The organism is Moorena sp. SIO4G3, assembly GCF_010692305.1.
Taxonomy (GTDB): domain Bacteria; phylum Cyanobacteriota; class Cyanobacteriia; order Cyanobacteriales; family Coleofasciculaceae; genus Moorena; species Moorena producens_A.
In genome coordinates, this window is the sequence record NZ_JAAHIG010000197.1 from 1 (window position 1) to 14,969 (window position 14,969).

The window sequence follows — 14,969 nt, forward strand, 5'->3', positions numbered from 1 at the left end:
GCTTAGTCCCTGGTTGCGGTATGTAAGGTTCTAATTACGTTTTACCCTCTAGCTCTGAAACATCTCGATTCGGGAATACTCTAGCTTTTCGGCCTGATGTATCCATCTCAAAATGCTCCTTCGGGTGGGAACTTGGCTTGAATCCTAGCCGTGGAAAGGTCTTTACTCCTTTCACTTCTCTGAGCGCCTTCATCGGTCGCCCTGCCTAGAACATCTTATCGGCAGAGTGGTTTGGGGTCACAACAAACAGCAGAAGCAAGAATGTAACATCGGGGACAAGAACACTCAGAATTTTGTTCAGATTCCAACAGCCAGACTTAAAGACAGGTTTCAGCAACTCTGCGAACAACACGGCATTGAGTTTGTAGAAACTGAAGAATCCTACACTAGCAAAGCTAGTTTCCTAGATGGTGATGAATTGCCTGTATTCGGTGACAAGCCGGAAGGGTGGAAACCGTCTGGGAGACGAGTTAAGCGAGGTCTGTACAAGACATCTCAGGGCTGGCTAGTTAACAGTGACGCTAACGGAGCCGCAAACATAATCACAAAGGTAGCCACAAGGTTAGGCATCGACCTAACTAGAGTGGGTAGGGCTGTTTTGACTCAGCCGAGACGAATACAACTGTATGCTTCCACAACCTCAGTATAAAGGTCTGAAGAATCCCCCATCTTTCAAGTGGGGGAGAAGTCAAATGCTAGTACAAAGTGGCGGTAATGGAATGCAATTGTTGCCTAGTTTTGCCTAAGTCCTGCTCCAGTTACTTAGGGATGAAATTAGTTATTTATAGTTAAATAACTATAAATAGCTATAAACCGCCAACGATCAAAATAGTTTCTCCAAAGAATACAAAATGGTATCAATGTCCCGTCAACCAGGTGCTAAAATACACTAAAACTGGTACATTGTAAAGAAGTATTTCAAAAAGCCCAGCCCAGCCAAAATCTAATCTATGAACTGTGTTGCTGCCCCAGACAGGCAATTATCCCGATTTTACCTGCCTCAAAATACAGTCCCCTACTTGCAACAACTGACCGTATTCTGTGATTTTGACGGTCCGATTGTTGATGTTTCCAATCGCTACTACACCACGTACCAGCTAGCACTAACCGATACTCAAGGCTTCTACCAAGCTAAAGGTATAAGCTTACCGATCCAGACCATGAGTAAACAGCAGTTCTGGCAAATGAAGCAAGAACGCATCCCTGACGAAGAAATTGCCATGCGTTCAGGGTTGCGAGGAGAGCAAATCGATTTCTTCTTGGGGCGTGTGATCAAGATTGTGAATCAATCTGCCTTATTGAACAAAGATCAGCTGCAACCAAACGTAAACTGGGCCTTACCTTTGCTGCATTCTTATGGTATCAGACTAGTTCTGGTGACATTGCGTTGCACATCCCAGGTCAAACAGATATTGAGCAATTACGGTTTAACTCGTCTTTTTAGCGGCATTTATGGGACCACAGAAAACCACCATGCTTATCAAAACTATGCTCAGGTCAAACAGGAACTTCTCCAACAAGCACTGTCTGAGCATAGTACTTCATCCTATACCGAACAATCTCCGCTGGCTCAACCGTCCGTATCTGCTTGGATGATTGGTGATACAGAAGCCGATATTCTCGCAGGACAAGCCCTCTCAATTCCGACCATAGCTCTTACCTGTGGCATTCGTTCTCAATCATATCTCAAGCGGTTTGAACCCACTCATATCTGTAGCGACCTACTTTGTGCCACCTCTTATCTATTAGAACTCTCTAGAGCTGTTGGTTCTAAGGAACTTGCTATGTAAAAGCGATGCAGTGGCTCTACGGGCGTTTCCCTCACTCGCGCTTTGGATCAAGACACTGTTATAAGCCCGGTTTTATCGATACTAGGTGCGGTAGAGCCATAACCTTCAACCTTCAACTTTCAATCTTCAACCTTCAACTTTCAACCTTCAACTTTCAACCTTAATCAAGGCTTAGGATTCCTCCATTGAATTGCACCACTGCCACCATCGATTGAGTGGATAGTAGACGACTGGTGCCCAAAGACTACTGAGAATTGCAGAACAGATGGCAATACGCTGATGGTCTGTCCAGATTTGTGCTAATTGGCGAGAGCCTTGAAAACTATGCTGAATAGCAGTCACTGTTTCCCCAACAATCGCCATGCCAAACACAATTAAAGCTACTGAAATAAAATCTTCCTGAATATACCGTTGCTTTTGAATCAGAGCAGTCAAAATCCCCACGATGGCAAGGCTATAGACATGGGTAGGCTCAGGGAATGTCATACCATCTTGCACTAACCCCAATACCAACCCTGCGAATGCTCCTTGAAAGGCTGTGCGTTTAATGCTCCAGGCCACAACCCAAATCAACAGCCAGTTGGGAGCGATTCCCAGTAATTCCATTCCAGGTAAACGTGTCAGTAATAAGATTGAGCAGAAGATAACTGAAATAACAGTTACTGCCCAATTGATTGTTCGACGAACCCAAATAGAAAACTGAGACGTGTTGGTCATTGTTGATTAGACCTCTTGCAAAAGTTTTTCCTGGTATAATCACTAGTCTGGGAATTTCCGAGTTAGCGATCGCTTTTGACTAACAAACGTGCTTTGTACTTTGTTTGTGTATAAGCCTAGTAGAGTTTGTGTATAAGCCTAGTACACAATCTACGTAATTTTTCCCAAAACTATTATTATAACTCAAAATATTTTTGCAAGAGGTCTATTAGTCATGGGTTATTGTTCATTGGTCATAAATCATGGGTGATTGGGATGAATAATCACCCACTCCAGATAACTCATGGGGGCTGTCAGCTCAATAATCGCCTCTGGCGCTGGACTTTTGTCAAGAATAACAGACTCTACACGTCCTAGGGGTAAACCAGCTGGGAAAAGCTGGCTAACAGTGGAGGTAGCCACAGCATCACCAGGACGGACGTTTGGCACTTTATCAAAAAACTGCATTATTGCCCGATTAGTTCCTTTTCCACCCAAAAAACCCATGCTACGGCTACGGCTGATCACGGCACCTACCTTACTAGTGGGGTCACTGATCAGCAAGGCACGACTGGTGTGGGGTGTCACGCTAACGACTCTACCCACTACACCGCCAGGTGCCATAACAACGAAGCCCGTTTTGATTCCAGCTTCACTCCCTCTTCCCAAAATGATTTCTTGCCACCAACTGTCAGCGCTACGTCCCACAACAGGCGCAACAATTCTTAGTTTATTCTGGGTTTTCTTATAACCTAACAGCTCTTTTAGCTTCTGGTTTTGGGTTTTGAGTTCCTCTACCTGCTGTTGTAGTTCCAGTATCCGCGCATTAGAGAGGCTTTCTTCTCTTGCAGGTAGCGATTGAAAAGGGCGGGTTATCAATTGATAGATTTCAAAAATTGTTGCACCCTGAGTTGTTCTCAGTAACCAAGCAGCAATTAGGGTAAGACTCCCCAGCATAATTGCTACTCCATGTCTCCCCCACCAGCGACGCAGCATGTACATAGCCTATCCATAAAATAGTCAGATTTTGGCTAATCAGTGAGTTTTTACACTAGCCACACTCAATCTACACTCTTGATATATTGAACAAAAATACTCTTTAAGGTTGATGTTTAATAGCTGACCACTACATATTACGGGAACGCCCACTAAACACCCGCTCTAACTGTTTGTAGTTCTCTAATACTCGACCAGTTCCCAAAACAACACAGCTGAGTGGATCAGCTGCCACATGGGTGACAATGCCACTTTCATGACTAATAAGTGTATCTAATCCTTTCAATAAAGCACCACCACCCGCCAGCATAATACCTCTATCAATAATATCAGCTGCCAGTTCGGGGGGAGTCCGTTCTAGAGTGCGCTTAACAGCATCAACAATAACAGAAAGGGGTTCTGCCATACTTTCACGAATCTCTGGTCGTTTGATGGTGACAGTTCGTGGTAAGCCAGACAGCAAGTGTAATCCTCGCACTTCCATGGCAGCTTCATTATCCTCAGGTGTCGGATAGGCTGAGCCAATGCGGATTTTGATGTCTTCTGCTGTCCGTTCCCCAATCACTAGGTTATGGACTTTTTTCATATACTGAGTGATTGCCTCATTCAGTTCATCTCCCGCAACACGCACTGATTCACTTAGAACGGTCCCCTGTAAACTGAGAACGGCTACCTCAGTGGTGCCTCCACCGATATCAATAATCATGTTACCGGTTGGTTCTGCTACAGGTAATCCAGCACCAATGGCTGCTGCTACTGGTTCATCAATTAACCTAACTTCTCTAGCACCAGCTTGTAATGCGGCTTCCATGACGGCTCGTCGCTCCACACCTGTGACACCGCTGGGGATACCAATCACAATTCGAGGTGAAACTAGGGCTTTGCCTTCGTTTACCCGCTGGATGAAGTGCTTCAGCATCAGTTCAGCGGTATCGAAGTCAGCAATCACACCATCCCGTAAAGGACGTAGGGCAACTACATTACCTGGGGTTCTTCCCAACATCTTTTTTGCCTCTTCGCCTACGGCTAGAGGAAGCTTTTCGTCTTGATCAATGGCAACCACAGAAGGCTCTTGAAGAACAATGCCCTTACCAGATACATAGACTAAGGTGTTAGCTGTACCCAGGTCTATACCCATGTCCCGTGACAGGGAAAAGTGATTTAAAATACTCACTAGTTTCTACGCCTCACAAAATGCTGTGTACAACCGAAATTGCACCGAAACTGTAACTGAGGTGGATTCTATTATGTTTTATCCAGTTAGTCTAGTACGCTAGTACACTACGTAATCATGATTCTCCGGATACTCTTTAGAATAAATTTCTGCAAATACACCCAACTGCAAATACACAACGGTTTCACTGGCTCAAGTTAAGCTTAAGTTAACTAGAATTCTCTTGATTATTGACTTGCTTCGGTCAGTTAAAATAAGTTAGTAATTGTTATACACCAGCTAAATCTGCTATTGTAGAGCCATAACCAGTACAAAAGTACCAATATAACTATGAGTCTCAATGTTGTCCACTTAGTCGGCCGTGCAGGTACAGACCCAGATGTTAAGTATTTTGAGTCTGGGGGTGTATTGTGTAAACTGGCCTTGGCAGTGAGACGACGGACACGCAATAGTGATCAGCCTGACTGGTTCAACTTAGAGATTTGGGGGAAGACGGCGGAAGTAGCTGCTAATTATGTGCGTAAAGGTAGCTTAATTGGTGTAAAAGGGTCTTTGAAGATTGACACTTGGAGCGATCGCACCACCGGAGCTGATCGCTCACAACCTGTGATCCGAGTAGAGCGCCTTGATTTACTTGGCTCTAAGCGTGATAGTGACCCCAGCGCTGTAAGCAGCTATGATAACACCGAATTTTGAATAGTTTTGATTTATACTCAAACCTCCTAACTAATTAGCTATTAGCTTTCGAGGAAACTAATAGCTAGACTAGTATAGGTCTAGATTTCTCCCCTAGGTTCCGATACTTTTTAGCTACCAAAGTCTACCAAAGGCAGACCCTAGCTCGCCAAGGCAAGATGCCATCGCATCCAGGGGGTATCTCCCAAAGCTCTGACGGAATATCCCGTGAGCGCCATAAAATAGCAAATTACTTGAGGCAATGGCCAAGCTTTGTGATACTTTTGCCTACTGTCCACTAACTTTTTCAGCCAATTCCTGTATTTAGGTTATTACTTACCAGTTGCCGATCACTAGTTGCCGATCACTAGTCACACATCCTTCAGACGATGATTGTCTGATCCTACAGGTTCACCAAGAAGCCGTCTTACCTCAGTTTATGACCTGGCTAACCAGGTGGGCACCGTCGAATCTCGCTTGAAGTTTCTGGGTATTTTCCCAGTCTACTGCCGCAAATCCGATTAGTTCCCTTATATACATGAGCATAGATCAAAAAACACTATTGGCAGTCACCAACTTCCCAGTAAAACCTGCTGACTCTATTGTAGTAGTTGCTCAAAATATCTGCAACATCTAGGTGTTTGAGCACGGAAATGCCTAGCAGGAGAAAATAGTGTAAGACTTGACTGATTTTATTGATATTGGAACTATTGCGTGACTACAATCATTTCCTTAAATACTAACCATTTCCAAACCTTAGACTTGTCTCCAGCTCAGACAGTGATAGAAACGTGGCTGCAAGACGGTGCGATCGCAAACCATGAGCAGCAGCTAGGCTTTAAGATTGATTTTGATTGCGATCCTGAGGATCCTCGGGAATTCTCAGAAATCCCAGAGGTGCGGTTATGGTTTGTGCGCTTGGATGCTACCTATCCCTGGTTACCTTTTTTACTAGATTGGAAATCTGGGGAATTCGTCCGCTATACTGCTATGCTAGTGCCCCACCAATTTAATCGTACAGAAGGCATCCAGTACAACTCTGAAGCCTTAGAAATTTTTGTGATGCAGAAGATATTTGTACTTACTCAATGGTTAAAGCAGTGGGGTATACAGAGCCCATCCCGCCTCAAGTCGATGGCTCAGTTACTCGGCTATGAACTTGATGATACTTTGTTTGATCTGATCGAAACCTCAGGGGGTGATATTAAGTCTGGTTGAATACCCATCATAAAAAAGATGGATAGGGAGATGGGGAGATGGAGTGGAGGCTCATCAGTATAAGAAACGCTATCTTGGCATAAGAAATACTATGAATGGGCAGCTTATGCCTGTGCAAAGTACCTGTGCAAAGTATAAGTCCACATCGGGTTGATGATCATCTCAATCAACCCCTATAGCGTCAGCTTTCCATCCTCAACAGAGTTTGGGGATAACAGAAAAGCACCTTGATTACTTTTTCAAGAAATACTGGGAGCCTATTAGCTACCCCAAATTTGCTCTAATACAGTTTCTGGTTTGATATCAGCAATCCGACCGGTAGGTGATTGAATACCGTATACCCCCTCCTTGACAGGTAGTAGTTTTTTGGCTTCTGTCGGACCAAACAAGGCAATGGTAGGAGTACCAACAGCTACAGCTAGATGCATCGGTGCACTATCGGTACACAGCATCAAATTAGCACCAGCAATCATGGCTGCCAATTTACCAATATCTTCTGGTGCAGTAACTTTGAGGTCACGATGGTACTCCATCATAGCCTGGCACCATTCTGCATCCTCTGGCCCTTTTAGCAAGACAATGGGAAGATCGGGTTGTTTTTGGCGAATGTCCTCAACAATCTGCTGCCATTTCTCAACTGGGTAGATTTTATCAATTCCTTGGGACAGAGCCAGTTTACTAGAACCGCCATGAATAAGAATGTAGCCAATTTCTGGAATGTCTAGCTGTTGCTGTTGAGCTTCTGCCCACTCAATATCTGATTTGGGAACCCTAACCGCGAGTTCTTGACAAGGAACGTTAATACCGAAACCTAGTAGTAAGTCGTGGTACATATGGGCAGCATACTGCTCAGTTTTTAGGGGCACAGGGTTGGTAAAAAACAAATCCCTTGAACCAGCTTGGTAACCAATTCGACGCACAATACCAGTCATCCAGAGCAACAGCCCAACTGACCACCGACGTCCCAGGGTCATCGCAGCATCGTACTCGCGATCGCGGATCACTCCCAACAAGTTACCAAAATCTGCGAGACCATTGCGGTCTTTAAAATCAAAGGTTAGAACTTCATCGACTGACTGACAAACCCGATAAGCCCCCTTGGCTCGCGGTTCCACCATAACGTCAATCTCAGCTTTGGGATAATACTGTTTTAGTTGTGAGAGGGTGGGAAAGAACAGGATTTGGTCGCCAATTCCACCAGGGACAAGGGCTAGTATTCTCATCTCAAATTACTTGAGCTTCAGGATCAGCTTAATTTTAACTTGACGCTGGAACGACTAATTCTGATTCTATCCAGGGGATAATATCCTAAGCTCAGCCATAAAGCAGCAGCTAAGAGGTATAAAATCGTGTATTTATTAATTCCAGCAGCCGGAATGGGACGACGGATGGGGAGCGATCGCAATAAGCTTCTTTTAACACTTCTAGGTAAACCAATACTTGCTTGGACACTACTAGCAGCAGAGAAAGCTAGTAGTATTAGCTGGATTGGGATCATCGGACAACCCTATGACTCGCTAGAGTTTAAAGCAATTCTAGCTGAGCTTGCCCTATCTAAACCTGTGGAGTTGATTGAGGGGGGGGAAACGCGGCAAGAATCTGTCTATAATGGCTTGCAGGCTTTACCAGCAGAAGCCGAAAGGGTGTTGATTCACGATGGTGCTAGATGCTTAGCTACCCCTGAGTTACTGGCACGGTGTGCCGAAGTCCTAATGGCTTGTCCCGGTCTAATTGCCGCTGTGCCTGTTAAGGATACCATTAAAGTAGTGGATGAAGCCAATCTTGTTCAAGATACACCGGATCGGAAAGGATTGTGGGCAGCACAGACACCCCAGGGATTTGAGGTGAAGTTGTTGAAACAGTGCCATGACCAAGGACGTAAGGCTGGCTGGGAAGTTACGGATGATGCAGCTTTGTTTGAACGGTGCAGCTTGCCAGTAAAGATTGTGGAAGGGGAGGAGACGAATTTGAAGGTAACTACCCCAGTGGATTTAGCGATCGCAGAATTTATCTTGCGCCAGCGTTTTGAGCTCAGTGGGACCGAATCTAGTTAATTAATTAATTGATTATACTTAAATATCGTTTCAGTTGTGCCAGGGAATGGAAAATTTCCACATATAGCACTAGGCATTAAAGTTAGGACATTGATAAAAGCTCATTTGCTAATGCACGTCAACTTTTGCCTCTTGCCTCTTGCCTCTTGCCTCTTGCCTCTTGCCTCTTGCCTCTTGCCTCTTGCCTCTTGCCTTGCGCGTAGCCCTATACCAATCATAAAATTTAGAATGGAAATCCAACAACGCCACCCTTGGCCAGTCAATAGTGAAGAAGCTAAAGCAATTCAACAACAACTACAACCTGAGGTAATTTGTGAAGATCAGTTGGGGGAAGTGCAGTATGTTGCGGGTGTAGATGTAGGTTTTGAGGAGGATGGCGCTATATCACAGGCAGCAGTAGCAGTTTTAAGCTTTCCCGACTTGCAGCTGAGGGAAAATGCGATCGCATCCAGACCCACTACCTTTCCCTATGTACCAGGCTTCCTATCATTCCGAGAAGTCCCTGTAGTACTGGATGCTTTGGAAAAAATTAGCATTATCCCTGACTTAATTTTGTGTGATGGTCAGGGCATTGCCCATCCTCGTCGCTTTGGTCTTGCCTGCCATCTGGGGGTACTGACAGATATTCCTACCATTGGTGTGGCTAAGTCCCGATTCATTGGTGATCATGAGGAGTTGCCCGAAAACAAAGGTAATTGGCAACCGCTGAGCCATGATGGAGAAATCATTGGAGCCGTTGTGCGTACTCGGACTGGAGTTAAGCCAGTCTATGTTTCCATTGGTCATCGCATCAGCTTACCCACAGCAATTGATTATGTGTTGCGCTGCACATCTAAGTATCGATTACCAGAAACAACTCGCTGGGCAGATCAACTAGCATCAAAGAGAAGTTAGAGGTTGTCTGAGAAGTCTCATTTGCTACATCCAAGCCCCCTAAATCCCCCAATTTTGGGGGACTTGTAGAAGCAAATAGACTCTTGTTCCCCCCAAAGTTGGGGGGCTAGGGGGGCAAAATTCAGTATAAAAAAACTTGGGAGATATCCTCTTAGAAGTTAGAAGTTAGAAGTTTCCATTCTTAATTCTTAATTCTTAATTCTTCATTCTTAATTCTTAATTCTTCATTCTTCATTCTTCATTCTTCATTCTTCATTCTTCATTCTTTTGGTAATACCTCTTCTTCTAATCGATTAACCCGTTCCTTGAGTTCTATTACTAAGGTAGCGAGACGCTTAAACATGGGGTGATCAGCGTCTACCCTACTATAGCTATCAGTTGGTGATGGTCCCTGGTGTTGACTGGGTCGATTACTATCAGGAACTGACTGGCTGACCTGACGTAACTGAGTCTCTAACTGATTGAGTTTAAATCTCAAGTTAATTATCTCAGATTCAACAGAAGAAATTCTCGATTCTACAACAGTTATAGAAGCTGTGGCTGGTGGAATAAACTGTGAGATAAAAATTCCTAAGATTAAGCCAAAAGCGAGTATTACGATTGTTCGTTTCAAAGTAGTACAACCCCATTAGTTATCTTACTACCCATTATGACTATAGCAGTTTTAAATTAGGTGATGTACAAATTTTTGGGTTTTAGGGAATAGGTAATAGGTAATAGGTAATAGGTAATGGGGAATCGGGAATCGGGAATCGGGAATCGGGAATCGGGAATCGGGAATCGGGAACAGGGAAAAAATCCTGTGTACCTCATTAGGTTAGAACCCGCTATAGTTCATGTGGACTTTCATTGTAAGCATTTAACTATCAGCAGTCCGCTGAAGGGCTACAGGCATACTATAGCGTTTGTATTTGAGATGTAAACCTGTATGGTCTTTTTTTATTAGACAATAAAACTGAGGATCTCTTTCCCCTCTTGCCTCTTGCCTCTTGCCTCTTGCCTCTTGCCTCTTGCCTCTTGCCTCTTAGCCTTTGGGAGTATTTTCACAACCCAGATACAAAGGCTATATGAATGGCTGATAGCTGATAGCGGTAGGCTGAATACTTACATTGATACTTATCATTCGGATAGCCAAGATCTAACAAAAAGAGCGAGTCACTTATCAAACCGCTCTTTTTGATAAGGGGATAAATAGTTAAGGACAAAGTAGAATTATAAATTTGTCTTAGGGATATTTTAACCCAAAGACATAGCTCCTTAGACATAGTTTGCCTACTCCTCCCTGATTGATCAGGCTTTAGGCTGTTTCCAACCAGTCATAAATTTTATCTAATTGCTCCAGAGTTACCAAACCATACTGCCAAAGAATCATTGGCAAAAGTCCTGGGTCTTGTTCCCGGTGTCGTAGTGCGATCGCAATTGAATCTCTGGAAATTGCTAACTCTTCTTGGAGAAAATGCAAGAATTTTGTATAAGTTTTTGGTGCCATTAGTTGTCTTTCACCTCCTTTAATAGGCTCTATTTTGGAATTAGTAATCTGAATGTGTAAACCATCAGTAGCCACTATCTCATCTGTCCACTAGGAAATTACGAACATTGGTTGTACCTGACAAACGAAACAGTCGGAAATTTGAAGGTTTTAAGATTTTAAGGATAATTAATCCCATAGGAAAGGAGTTAACTTTCCCTATCATCACCCGACTAGGATTTAGGATGACAGGAATAGCACTCTAGTATCCCTGTATAAATTTTCAGGGTTAAGAGGCTGATTACCTGTGTCCTAAATCACTGCCAACCTGAGATTTTCGTCAACCTAGAACAGCAATCTTATGTATCTTGCCAGTATCCCATCGGAAATACCCCACTAGCATCACCCCTAGACCTAGCCAAAACAGCCAGTTGGCAAGACCTTCCAAGCTCATATGCTTATAGTCAAGTAAAATTCGACAAATTTAAACACACACTCCCTAAGGCGCTTGATTAACAAGCGTCTGTCAAGTTAAAAACTCTGGTGTACGCTATGATAGACCACTTTCTCACACCATTAACTTAGCGATTCACCGCTAAGACTCAGTAGCGTCACCCCTACCCTTGTTTTCCCAACCTTGATTAATTATGTCAAGGGTAGCCATTAGTAATCAAGGGTATAGTCATTTGCGAGCTTTTTACATCTGTCTTAGGAAAGATTACCCTAATTTAGCTTAATTCGCCAGAAGCCCCAGGACAGAGGTAAGTATTACACTATTGGCAGTCAACTGAATGCTTATATATAGGGATGATAGCATCAGGCTTGATGCTTTATATAGCACTAGGCATTCAGAGGTGCGACATTCCTAAACTCCGAAACCTAAGTCTAAGCTGACTTCTGACTTCTGACTTCTGACTTCTGACGCTAAGCGTAGCGCTATATTAGTTAGGTGCAGTAGTACTCCCATCCAGAAACTTGACAGTTACCTGGTCACCTACTTTCAGACCCAGTTCAGCCGCACGTCCGCCACGAAGTTCAATCACTTGGTCAATAATTTCCATTCCTGGACCATAGGTAGGGCATTCATCGGTTTCGCACGGGGGGACAGATTTTGCGATCGCTTTTACTTCCCCATTTCTTAGAAAGACCATATCGAGATCGATTTTAACATTCTTCATCCAAAAGCTGACACGCTGTGGTGGGTCGAAACCAAATAACATGCCCCGATCAGCTGCTAGAGATAGGCGATACATCAACCCCATTGCTTTTTGCTCACGGGTCTGTGCCACTTCCAGCCCAATCCGCTCACCTGCGATTTCAGCTTCAGCAGAAATTGGTAACATTTGACCTAATTTGGTTGGTGATTGTGATACTGATGGCGCTGTTGCTGGCGGTTGACCAGATTTGACAGAGTTACTATTTATAGTGTCTTCTGAAACTGACCCTGCTGAACAGCCCATCAGTAAAATACTTAGTGCTATTGAACATAGAGTGATTTGAAACTTCATAGCCCTTTTCCCTATTATCAAGTATCAAGTATCAAGTATGAAGTGGGGAGTCGGGAGTCGGGAGTCGGGAGTCGGGAGTCGGGAGTGGGAACCATGGCATTGATTGGTTACTCAGGCACTAGTATAGTTTCACCCAACACCGTTCAACCTCCAACCTCTAACCTCTAACCTCTAACCTCCAATCTCCAACCTTCAACCTTCAACCTCCAACCTTCAACCTCCAACCTTCAACCTTCAACCTTCAACCTCCAACCCCAAAACTCTAAGCCTCCCGCAACACATAACCAACACCACGCACCGTCTGGATTAATCGCCTTTCACCTTCATCTTCTATCTTGATACGTAAATAGCGAATATAGACTTCGATGACATTAGACTCTCCCATAAAGTCATAACCCCAAACATTTTCCAAAATTTGTTCGCGAGTTAATACTTCCCTCGGATGGCTGATCAAATACTTGAGCAGTTCAAACTCTTTCATGGTCAAATCAATCACCCGTCCATTGCGCATGGCTCTACGCTGGCTTAGGTCTAACGTTAGTTCTCCAAACCTCAGCTGCTCGGAGCCTGCTGTTTTTGGCTCTAGATAAAGGCGCACCATTTTTACAAATGGCTCGCTACGATAGGGTTTCAGGAAATAATCATCAGCTCCTGCTTCTATACAAGCCACTCGATCCTCTACTCGGTCATGAGCCATCAGCATGATTACAGGTACGCGAGAGCCTTCACGTCTGAGCTGATCGCATAATCTCAGCCCTGATTCTCCTGAAAGGGCTCTATCCACAACCACCATTGCTGGCTGGAGTTCACAGGCTTGATGGCAAGCAACGGTGGCATCAAGGGCAATGACGGTATGATAACCTGCTTCTTTCAAGTCCTGACTCAGCCGTTCCGCCAATATTTGATCGTTTTCTACAACTAAGACACAGGGATTCCTTTCCAGGGTCAGATTTGGCATAGATAATGCTTGTCAGCACAAGCTGGATATAACTATGGTGAATACCAACCCTGTTTTAGCATGTCGTAATTAAATCTTGCTGAGTGAGTAATAGGTAATGGGTAATGGGTAATAGGTAATGGGTAATGGGTAATGGGTAATGGGTAATAGGTAATGGGTAATGGGTAATGGGTAATGGGTAATGGGTAATGGGTAATAGGTAAGCTTTCAGTTATTAGCTTTCAGTTATCAGCTTAAGCGCTACGCGCACGCTACGCGAACAGCTTTCAGCTTATAGGCTATTTGAGGTGCTACTTGAGGTGCTTATGGGCTATGGGTTACGTTAGGTCACAGGCTAGAAGCCTGTGCCACCGATTCCCGATTCCCGATTCCCGATTCCCGATTCCCGATTCCCGATTCCCGATTCCCGATTCCCGATTCCCAATTCCCGATTCCCAATTCCCGATTCCCGATTCCCGATTCCCGATTCCCGATTCCCTTTTTCTATATATCTCAAAACAAAAAAAATAGCCGTAGAAATATTATCCACGGCTATTTAAATGACTTATGTCACTTAGTTCCCAAACCGAACCTGATGTGATCCTATTTCGACCAGACCTGAGCCTTGGCCAGGGGGGGAAACCCCCCCTGAAATTTAAGGTGTTATGGCAACAGCCAATACTTCATCATGGTTGTCCTCACTTCTCCTGCAGTTTCAGTAGGTTCCAAAGGGCTCCAGTCGGCAATCTCCCCATAGCCTAGGGAATAAAACCTGTGCATACTATGGATTACCGCTTGACGAGGACCTTTGAGAGTGTGCTCAACAGGTTGTTTTTTGAGGTTTTGGTTGATTTTTTTTGACATAAGTCGAAACTTAAAATCATTGTGGGTTTATAGTGATTATTGTAATGATTATAATTGAAGTTGTCAAGGGTTTTTAAAAATCTTTTTGGGGAAGTTTTAGAGGTAATAAAAAAAAGCGATGGGAGCAGGTAAATTATGTAATAATACTTGAACTACAAACCCTTAACTGTATTTGTATCAAAACTCTAAACTTAAAAATTTTTAAATAGTCATACCACAGCTTTTTCTCCGCAATTCTCTAGCTCTGGTTACTAATTTGGAATTATAAGGAAGATGGAATTGTCTTTGTTGGTTATCACACATTTTAAATTAATCAAATTTCTGGGTTGCTGGAGGAGTTGGGATCGGGTGCATCTCATATTTGTAAAAAAGTTGCGTAGGGTGTGTTAGGGGGGGCCTCATGTTCCGCCTCGTAGCCAGGGTTTAGACAGCCCGCCCCGTAACGCACCACCTTGTCAAACAACAAAAATGAGATGCACCCTTGGGATCCCCCGTTGGTCCCCCTTAATAAGGGGGACTCTTTTAATAAGGGGGACTTTTATCTAGCTCCCCCCTTCTGGGGGCTGGGGGGGATCTCACTGCTAATGCGATCGCAAACAGCCTTAAAATTATGCAACACTTCATCATTGTTAAATCGAATTACTTTTAATCCATACCCTTTAATAATTTGAGTTCTTTCTTGATCATAAACTTGA

The 14,969-nt window shown here is 43.9% G+C and carries 19 protein-coding genes and 1 other RNA gene; 8 read left to right on the forward strand and 12 right to left on the reverse strand.

The window, feature by feature from the left end; all coding sequences use genetic code 11:
* Positions 1 to 226: 226 nt before the first annotated feature.
* Together F6J99_RS27510 and F6J99_RS27515 are read left to right on the forward strand one after the other, a co-directional pair.
* Positions 227 to 649, forward strand: coding sequence for a hypothetical protein (locus F6J99_RS27510; RefSeq protein ID WP_293117277.1), 423 nt, complete (start codon positions 227 to 229; stop codon positions 647 to 649).
* Between the two features lie 301 nt (positions 650 to 950).
* Positions 951 to 1,790: an HAD hydrolase-like protein gene (locus F6J99_RS27515; protein ID WP_293117279.1), complete on the forward strand. Its 840-nt coding sequence runs from the start codon at positions 951 to 953 to the stop codon at positions 1,788 to 1,790.
* A 171-nt stretch (positions 1,791 to 1,961) separates the two neighbouring features.
* Here F6J99_RS27515 and mreD read toward each other — a convergent pair whose 3' ends face one another.
* From mreD to F6J99_RS27530, 3 genes are all read right to left on the reverse strand, one after another.
* A complete protein-coding gene (mreD, locus tag F6J99_RS27520) occupies positions 1,962 to 2,507 on the reverse strand; it encodes a rod shape-determining protein MreD (protein WP_075900055.1) in 546 nt (181 codons plus the stop codon).
* Positions 2,508 to 2,747: 240 nt separating this feature from the next.
* Complete coding sequence (gene mreC, locus F6J99_RS27525; RefSeq protein WP_075900053.1) at positions 2,748 to 3,488, reverse strand: rod shape-determining protein MreC; 741 nt, start codon at positions 3,486 to 3,488, stop codon at positions 2,748 to 2,750.
* 124 nt (positions 3,489 to 3,612) lie between these two features.
* The gene (locus F6J99_RS27530; protein ID WP_070393270.1) at positions 3,613 to 4,620 is read right to left on the reverse strand and encodes a rod shape-determining protein; all 1,008 of its coding nucleotides are present in this window, start codon (positions 4,618 to 4,620) and stop codon (positions 3,613 to 3,615) included.
* Positions 4,621 to 4,986: 366 nt separating this feature from the next.
* Here F6J99_RS27530 and F6J99_RS27535 point away from each other — a divergent pair, with 366 nt between their 5' ends.
* Complete coding sequence (locus tag F6J99_RS27535; protein ID WP_070393269.1) at positions 4,987 to 5,352, forward strand: single-stranded DNA-binding protein; 366 nt, start codon at positions 4,987 to 4,989, stop codon at positions 5,350 to 5,352.
* Between the two features lie 114 nt (positions 5,353 to 5,466).
* On the opposite strand, the gene F6J99_RS27540 is transcribed toward F6J99_RS27535, so the two are convergent.
* Complete coding sequence (locus F6J99_RS27540) at positions 5,467 to 5,601, reverse strand: hypothetical protein (RefSeq protein ID WP_267876589.1); 135 nt, start codon at positions 5,599 to 5,601, stop codon at positions 5,467 to 5,469.
* A 137-nt stretch (positions 5,602 to 5,738) separates the two neighbouring features.
* Positions 5,739 to 5,921, reverse strand: a non-coding RNA gene (gene ssrS, locus F6J99_RS27545) — 6S RNA.
* A 124-nt stretch (positions 5,922 to 6,045) separates the two neighbouring features.
* Between ssrS and F6J99_RS27550 the strand changes: the two genes are divergently transcribed.
* Positions 6,046 to 6,549: a CRR6 family NdhI maturation factor gene (locus F6J99_RS27550; protein WP_293117283.1), complete on the forward strand. Its 504-nt coding sequence runs from the start codon at positions 6,046 to 6,048 to the stop codon at positions 6,547 to 6,549.
* Between the two features lie 260 nt (positions 6,550 to 6,809).
* Here F6J99_RS27550 and F6J99_RS27555 read toward each other — a convergent pair whose 3' ends face one another.
* Positions 6,810 to 7,772, reverse strand: coding sequence for a glycosyltransferase family 9 protein (locus F6J99_RS27555; protein WP_293117285.1), 963 nt, complete (start codon positions 7,770 to 7,772; stop codon positions 6,810 to 6,812).
* Positions 7,773 to 7,898: 126 nt separating this feature from the next.
* Here F6J99_RS27555 and ispD point away from each other — a divergent pair, with 126 nt between their 5' ends.
* Together ispD and nfi are read left to right on the forward strand one after the other, a co-directional pair.
* Complete coding sequence (gene ispD, locus F6J99_RS27560; protein ID WP_293117287.1) at positions 7,899 to 8,603, forward strand: 2-C-methyl-D-erythritol 4-phosphate cytidylyltransferase; 705 nt, start codon at positions 7,899 to 7,901, stop codon at positions 8,601 to 8,603.
* A 228-nt stretch (positions 8,604 to 8,831) separates the two neighbouring features.
* Positions 8,832 to 9,497: a deoxyribonuclease V gene (gene nfi, locus F6J99_RS27565; protein ID WP_293055297.1), complete on the forward strand. Its 666-nt coding sequence runs from the start codon at positions 8,832 to 8,834 to the stop codon at positions 9,495 to 9,497.
* Between the two features lie 259 nt (positions 9,498 to 9,756).
* On the opposite strand, the gene F6J99_RS27570 is transcribed toward nfi, so the two are convergent.
* From F6J99_RS27570 to F6J99_RS27585, 4 genes are all read right to left on the reverse strand, one after another.
* Entirely contained in the window at positions 9,757 to 10,110 is a 354-nt protein-coding gene (locus F6J99_RS27570) for a hypothetical protein (RefSeq protein WP_293117290.1), read from the reverse strand.
* 56 nt (positions 10,111 to 10,166) lie between these two features.
* Positions 10,167 to 10,310 carry a hypothetical protein gene (locus tag F6J99_RS27575; protein WP_293117292.1) on the reverse strand — a complete coding sequence of 48 codons (144 nt, stop codon included), beginning with the start codon at positions 10,308 to 10,310 and terminating at the stop codon, positions 10,167 to 10,169.
* A gap of 484 nt (positions 10,311 to 10,794) precedes the next feature.
* The gene (locus F6J99_RS27580) at positions 10,795 to 10,986 is read right to left on the reverse strand and encodes a DUF2949 domain-containing protein (RefSeq protein WP_070396710.1); all 192 of its coding nucleotides are present in this window, start codon (positions 10,984 to 10,986) and stop codon (positions 10,795 to 10,797) included.
* A 920-nt stretch (positions 10,987 to 11,906) separates the two neighbouring features.
* The gene (locus F6J99_RS27585; RefSeq protein ID WP_293117295.1) at positions 11,907 to 12,473 is read right to left on the reverse strand and encodes a DUF192 domain-containing protein; all 567 of its coding nucleotides are present in this window, start codon (positions 12,471 to 12,473) and stop codon (positions 11,907 to 11,909) included.
* Between F6J99_RS27585 and F6J99_RS27590 the strand changes: the two genes are divergently transcribed.
* A complete protein-coding gene (locus F6J99_RS27590) occupies positions 12,462 to 12,641 on the forward strand; it encodes a hypothetical protein (RefSeq protein ID WP_293117297.1) in 180 nt (59 codons plus the stop codon). The two genes, F6J99_RS27585 and F6J99_RS27590, sit on opposite strands and share 12 nt — an antisense overlap.
* A 94-nt stretch (positions 12,642 to 12,735) precedes the next feature.
* Here F6J99_RS27590 and nblR read toward each other — a convergent pair whose 3' ends face one another.
* Entirely contained in the window at positions 12,736 to 13,431 is a 696-nt protein-coding gene (gene nblR, locus F6J99_RS27595; protein ID WP_293117300.1) for a response regulator transcription factor NblR, read from the reverse strand.
* A gap of 344 nt (positions 13,432 to 13,775) precedes the next feature.
* Here nblR and F6J99_RS27600 point away from each other — a divergent pair, with 344 nt between their 5' ends.
* Positions 13,776 to 13,970, forward strand: coding sequence for a hypothetical protein (locus tag F6J99_RS27600; RefSeq protein WP_293117303.1), 195 nt, complete (start codon positions 13,776 to 13,778; stop codon positions 13,968 to 13,970).
* A gap of 103 nt (positions 13,971 to 14,073) precedes the next feature.
* On the opposite strand, the gene F6J99_RS27605 is transcribed toward F6J99_RS27600, so the two are convergent.
* The gene (locus tag F6J99_RS27605; protein WP_293117305.1) at positions 14,074 to 14,274 is read right to left on the reverse strand and encodes a hypothetical protein; all 201 of its coding nucleotides are present in this window, start codon (positions 14,272 to 14,274) and stop codon (positions 14,074 to 14,076) included.
* Positions 14,275 to 14,969 lie beyond the last annotated feature (695 nt).

Coding starts and splice junctions, on each gene's coding strand:
- F6J99_RS27585 (WP_293117295.1), bottom strand. CDS start 12,473: ATGAAGTTTCAAATCACTCTATGTTCAATAGCACTAAGTATTTTACTG.
- F6J99_RS27530 (WP_070393270.1), bottom strand. CDS start 4,620: ATGGGTATAGACCTGGGTACAGCTAACACCTTAGTCTATGTATCTGGT.
- F6J99_RS27555 (WP_293117285.1), bottom strand. CDS start 7,772: ATGAGAATACTAGCCCTTGTCCCTGGTGGAATTGGCGACCAAATCCTG.
- F6J99_RS27605 (WP_293117305.1), bottom strand. CDS start 14,274: ATGTCAAAAAAAATCAACCAAAACCTCAAAAAACAACCTGTTGAGCAC.
- nfi (WP_293055297.1), top strand. CDS start 8,832: ATGGAAATCCAACAACGCCACCCTTGGCCAGTCAATAGTGAAGAAGCT.
- F6J99_RS27575 (WP_293117292.1), bottom strand. CDS start 10,310: ATGAGGTACACAGGATTTTTTCCCTGTTCCCGATTCCCGATTCCCGAT.
- mreD (WP_075900055.1), bottom strand. CDS start 2,507: ATGACCAACACGTCTCAGTTTTCTATTTGGGTTCGTCGAACAATCAAT.
- mreC (WP_075900053.1), bottom strand. CDS start 3,488: ATGTACATGCTGCGTCGCTGGTGGGGGAGACATGGAGTAGCAATTATG.
- F6J99_RS27535 (WP_070393269.1), top strand. CDS start 4,987: ATGAGTCTCAATGTTGTCCACTTAGTCGGCCGTGCAGGTACAGACCCA.
- F6J99_RS27515 (WP_293117279.1), top strand. CDS start 951: ATGAACTGTGTTGCTGCCCCAGACAGGCAATTATCCCGATTTTACCTG.
- F6J99_RS27580 (WP_070396710.1), bottom strand. CDS start 10,986: ATGGCACCAAAAACTTATACAAAATTCTTGCATTTTCTCCAAGAAGAG.
- nblR (WP_293117300.1), bottom strand. CDS start 13,431: ATGCCAAATCTGACCCTGGAAAGGAATCCCTGTGTCTTAGTTGTAGAA.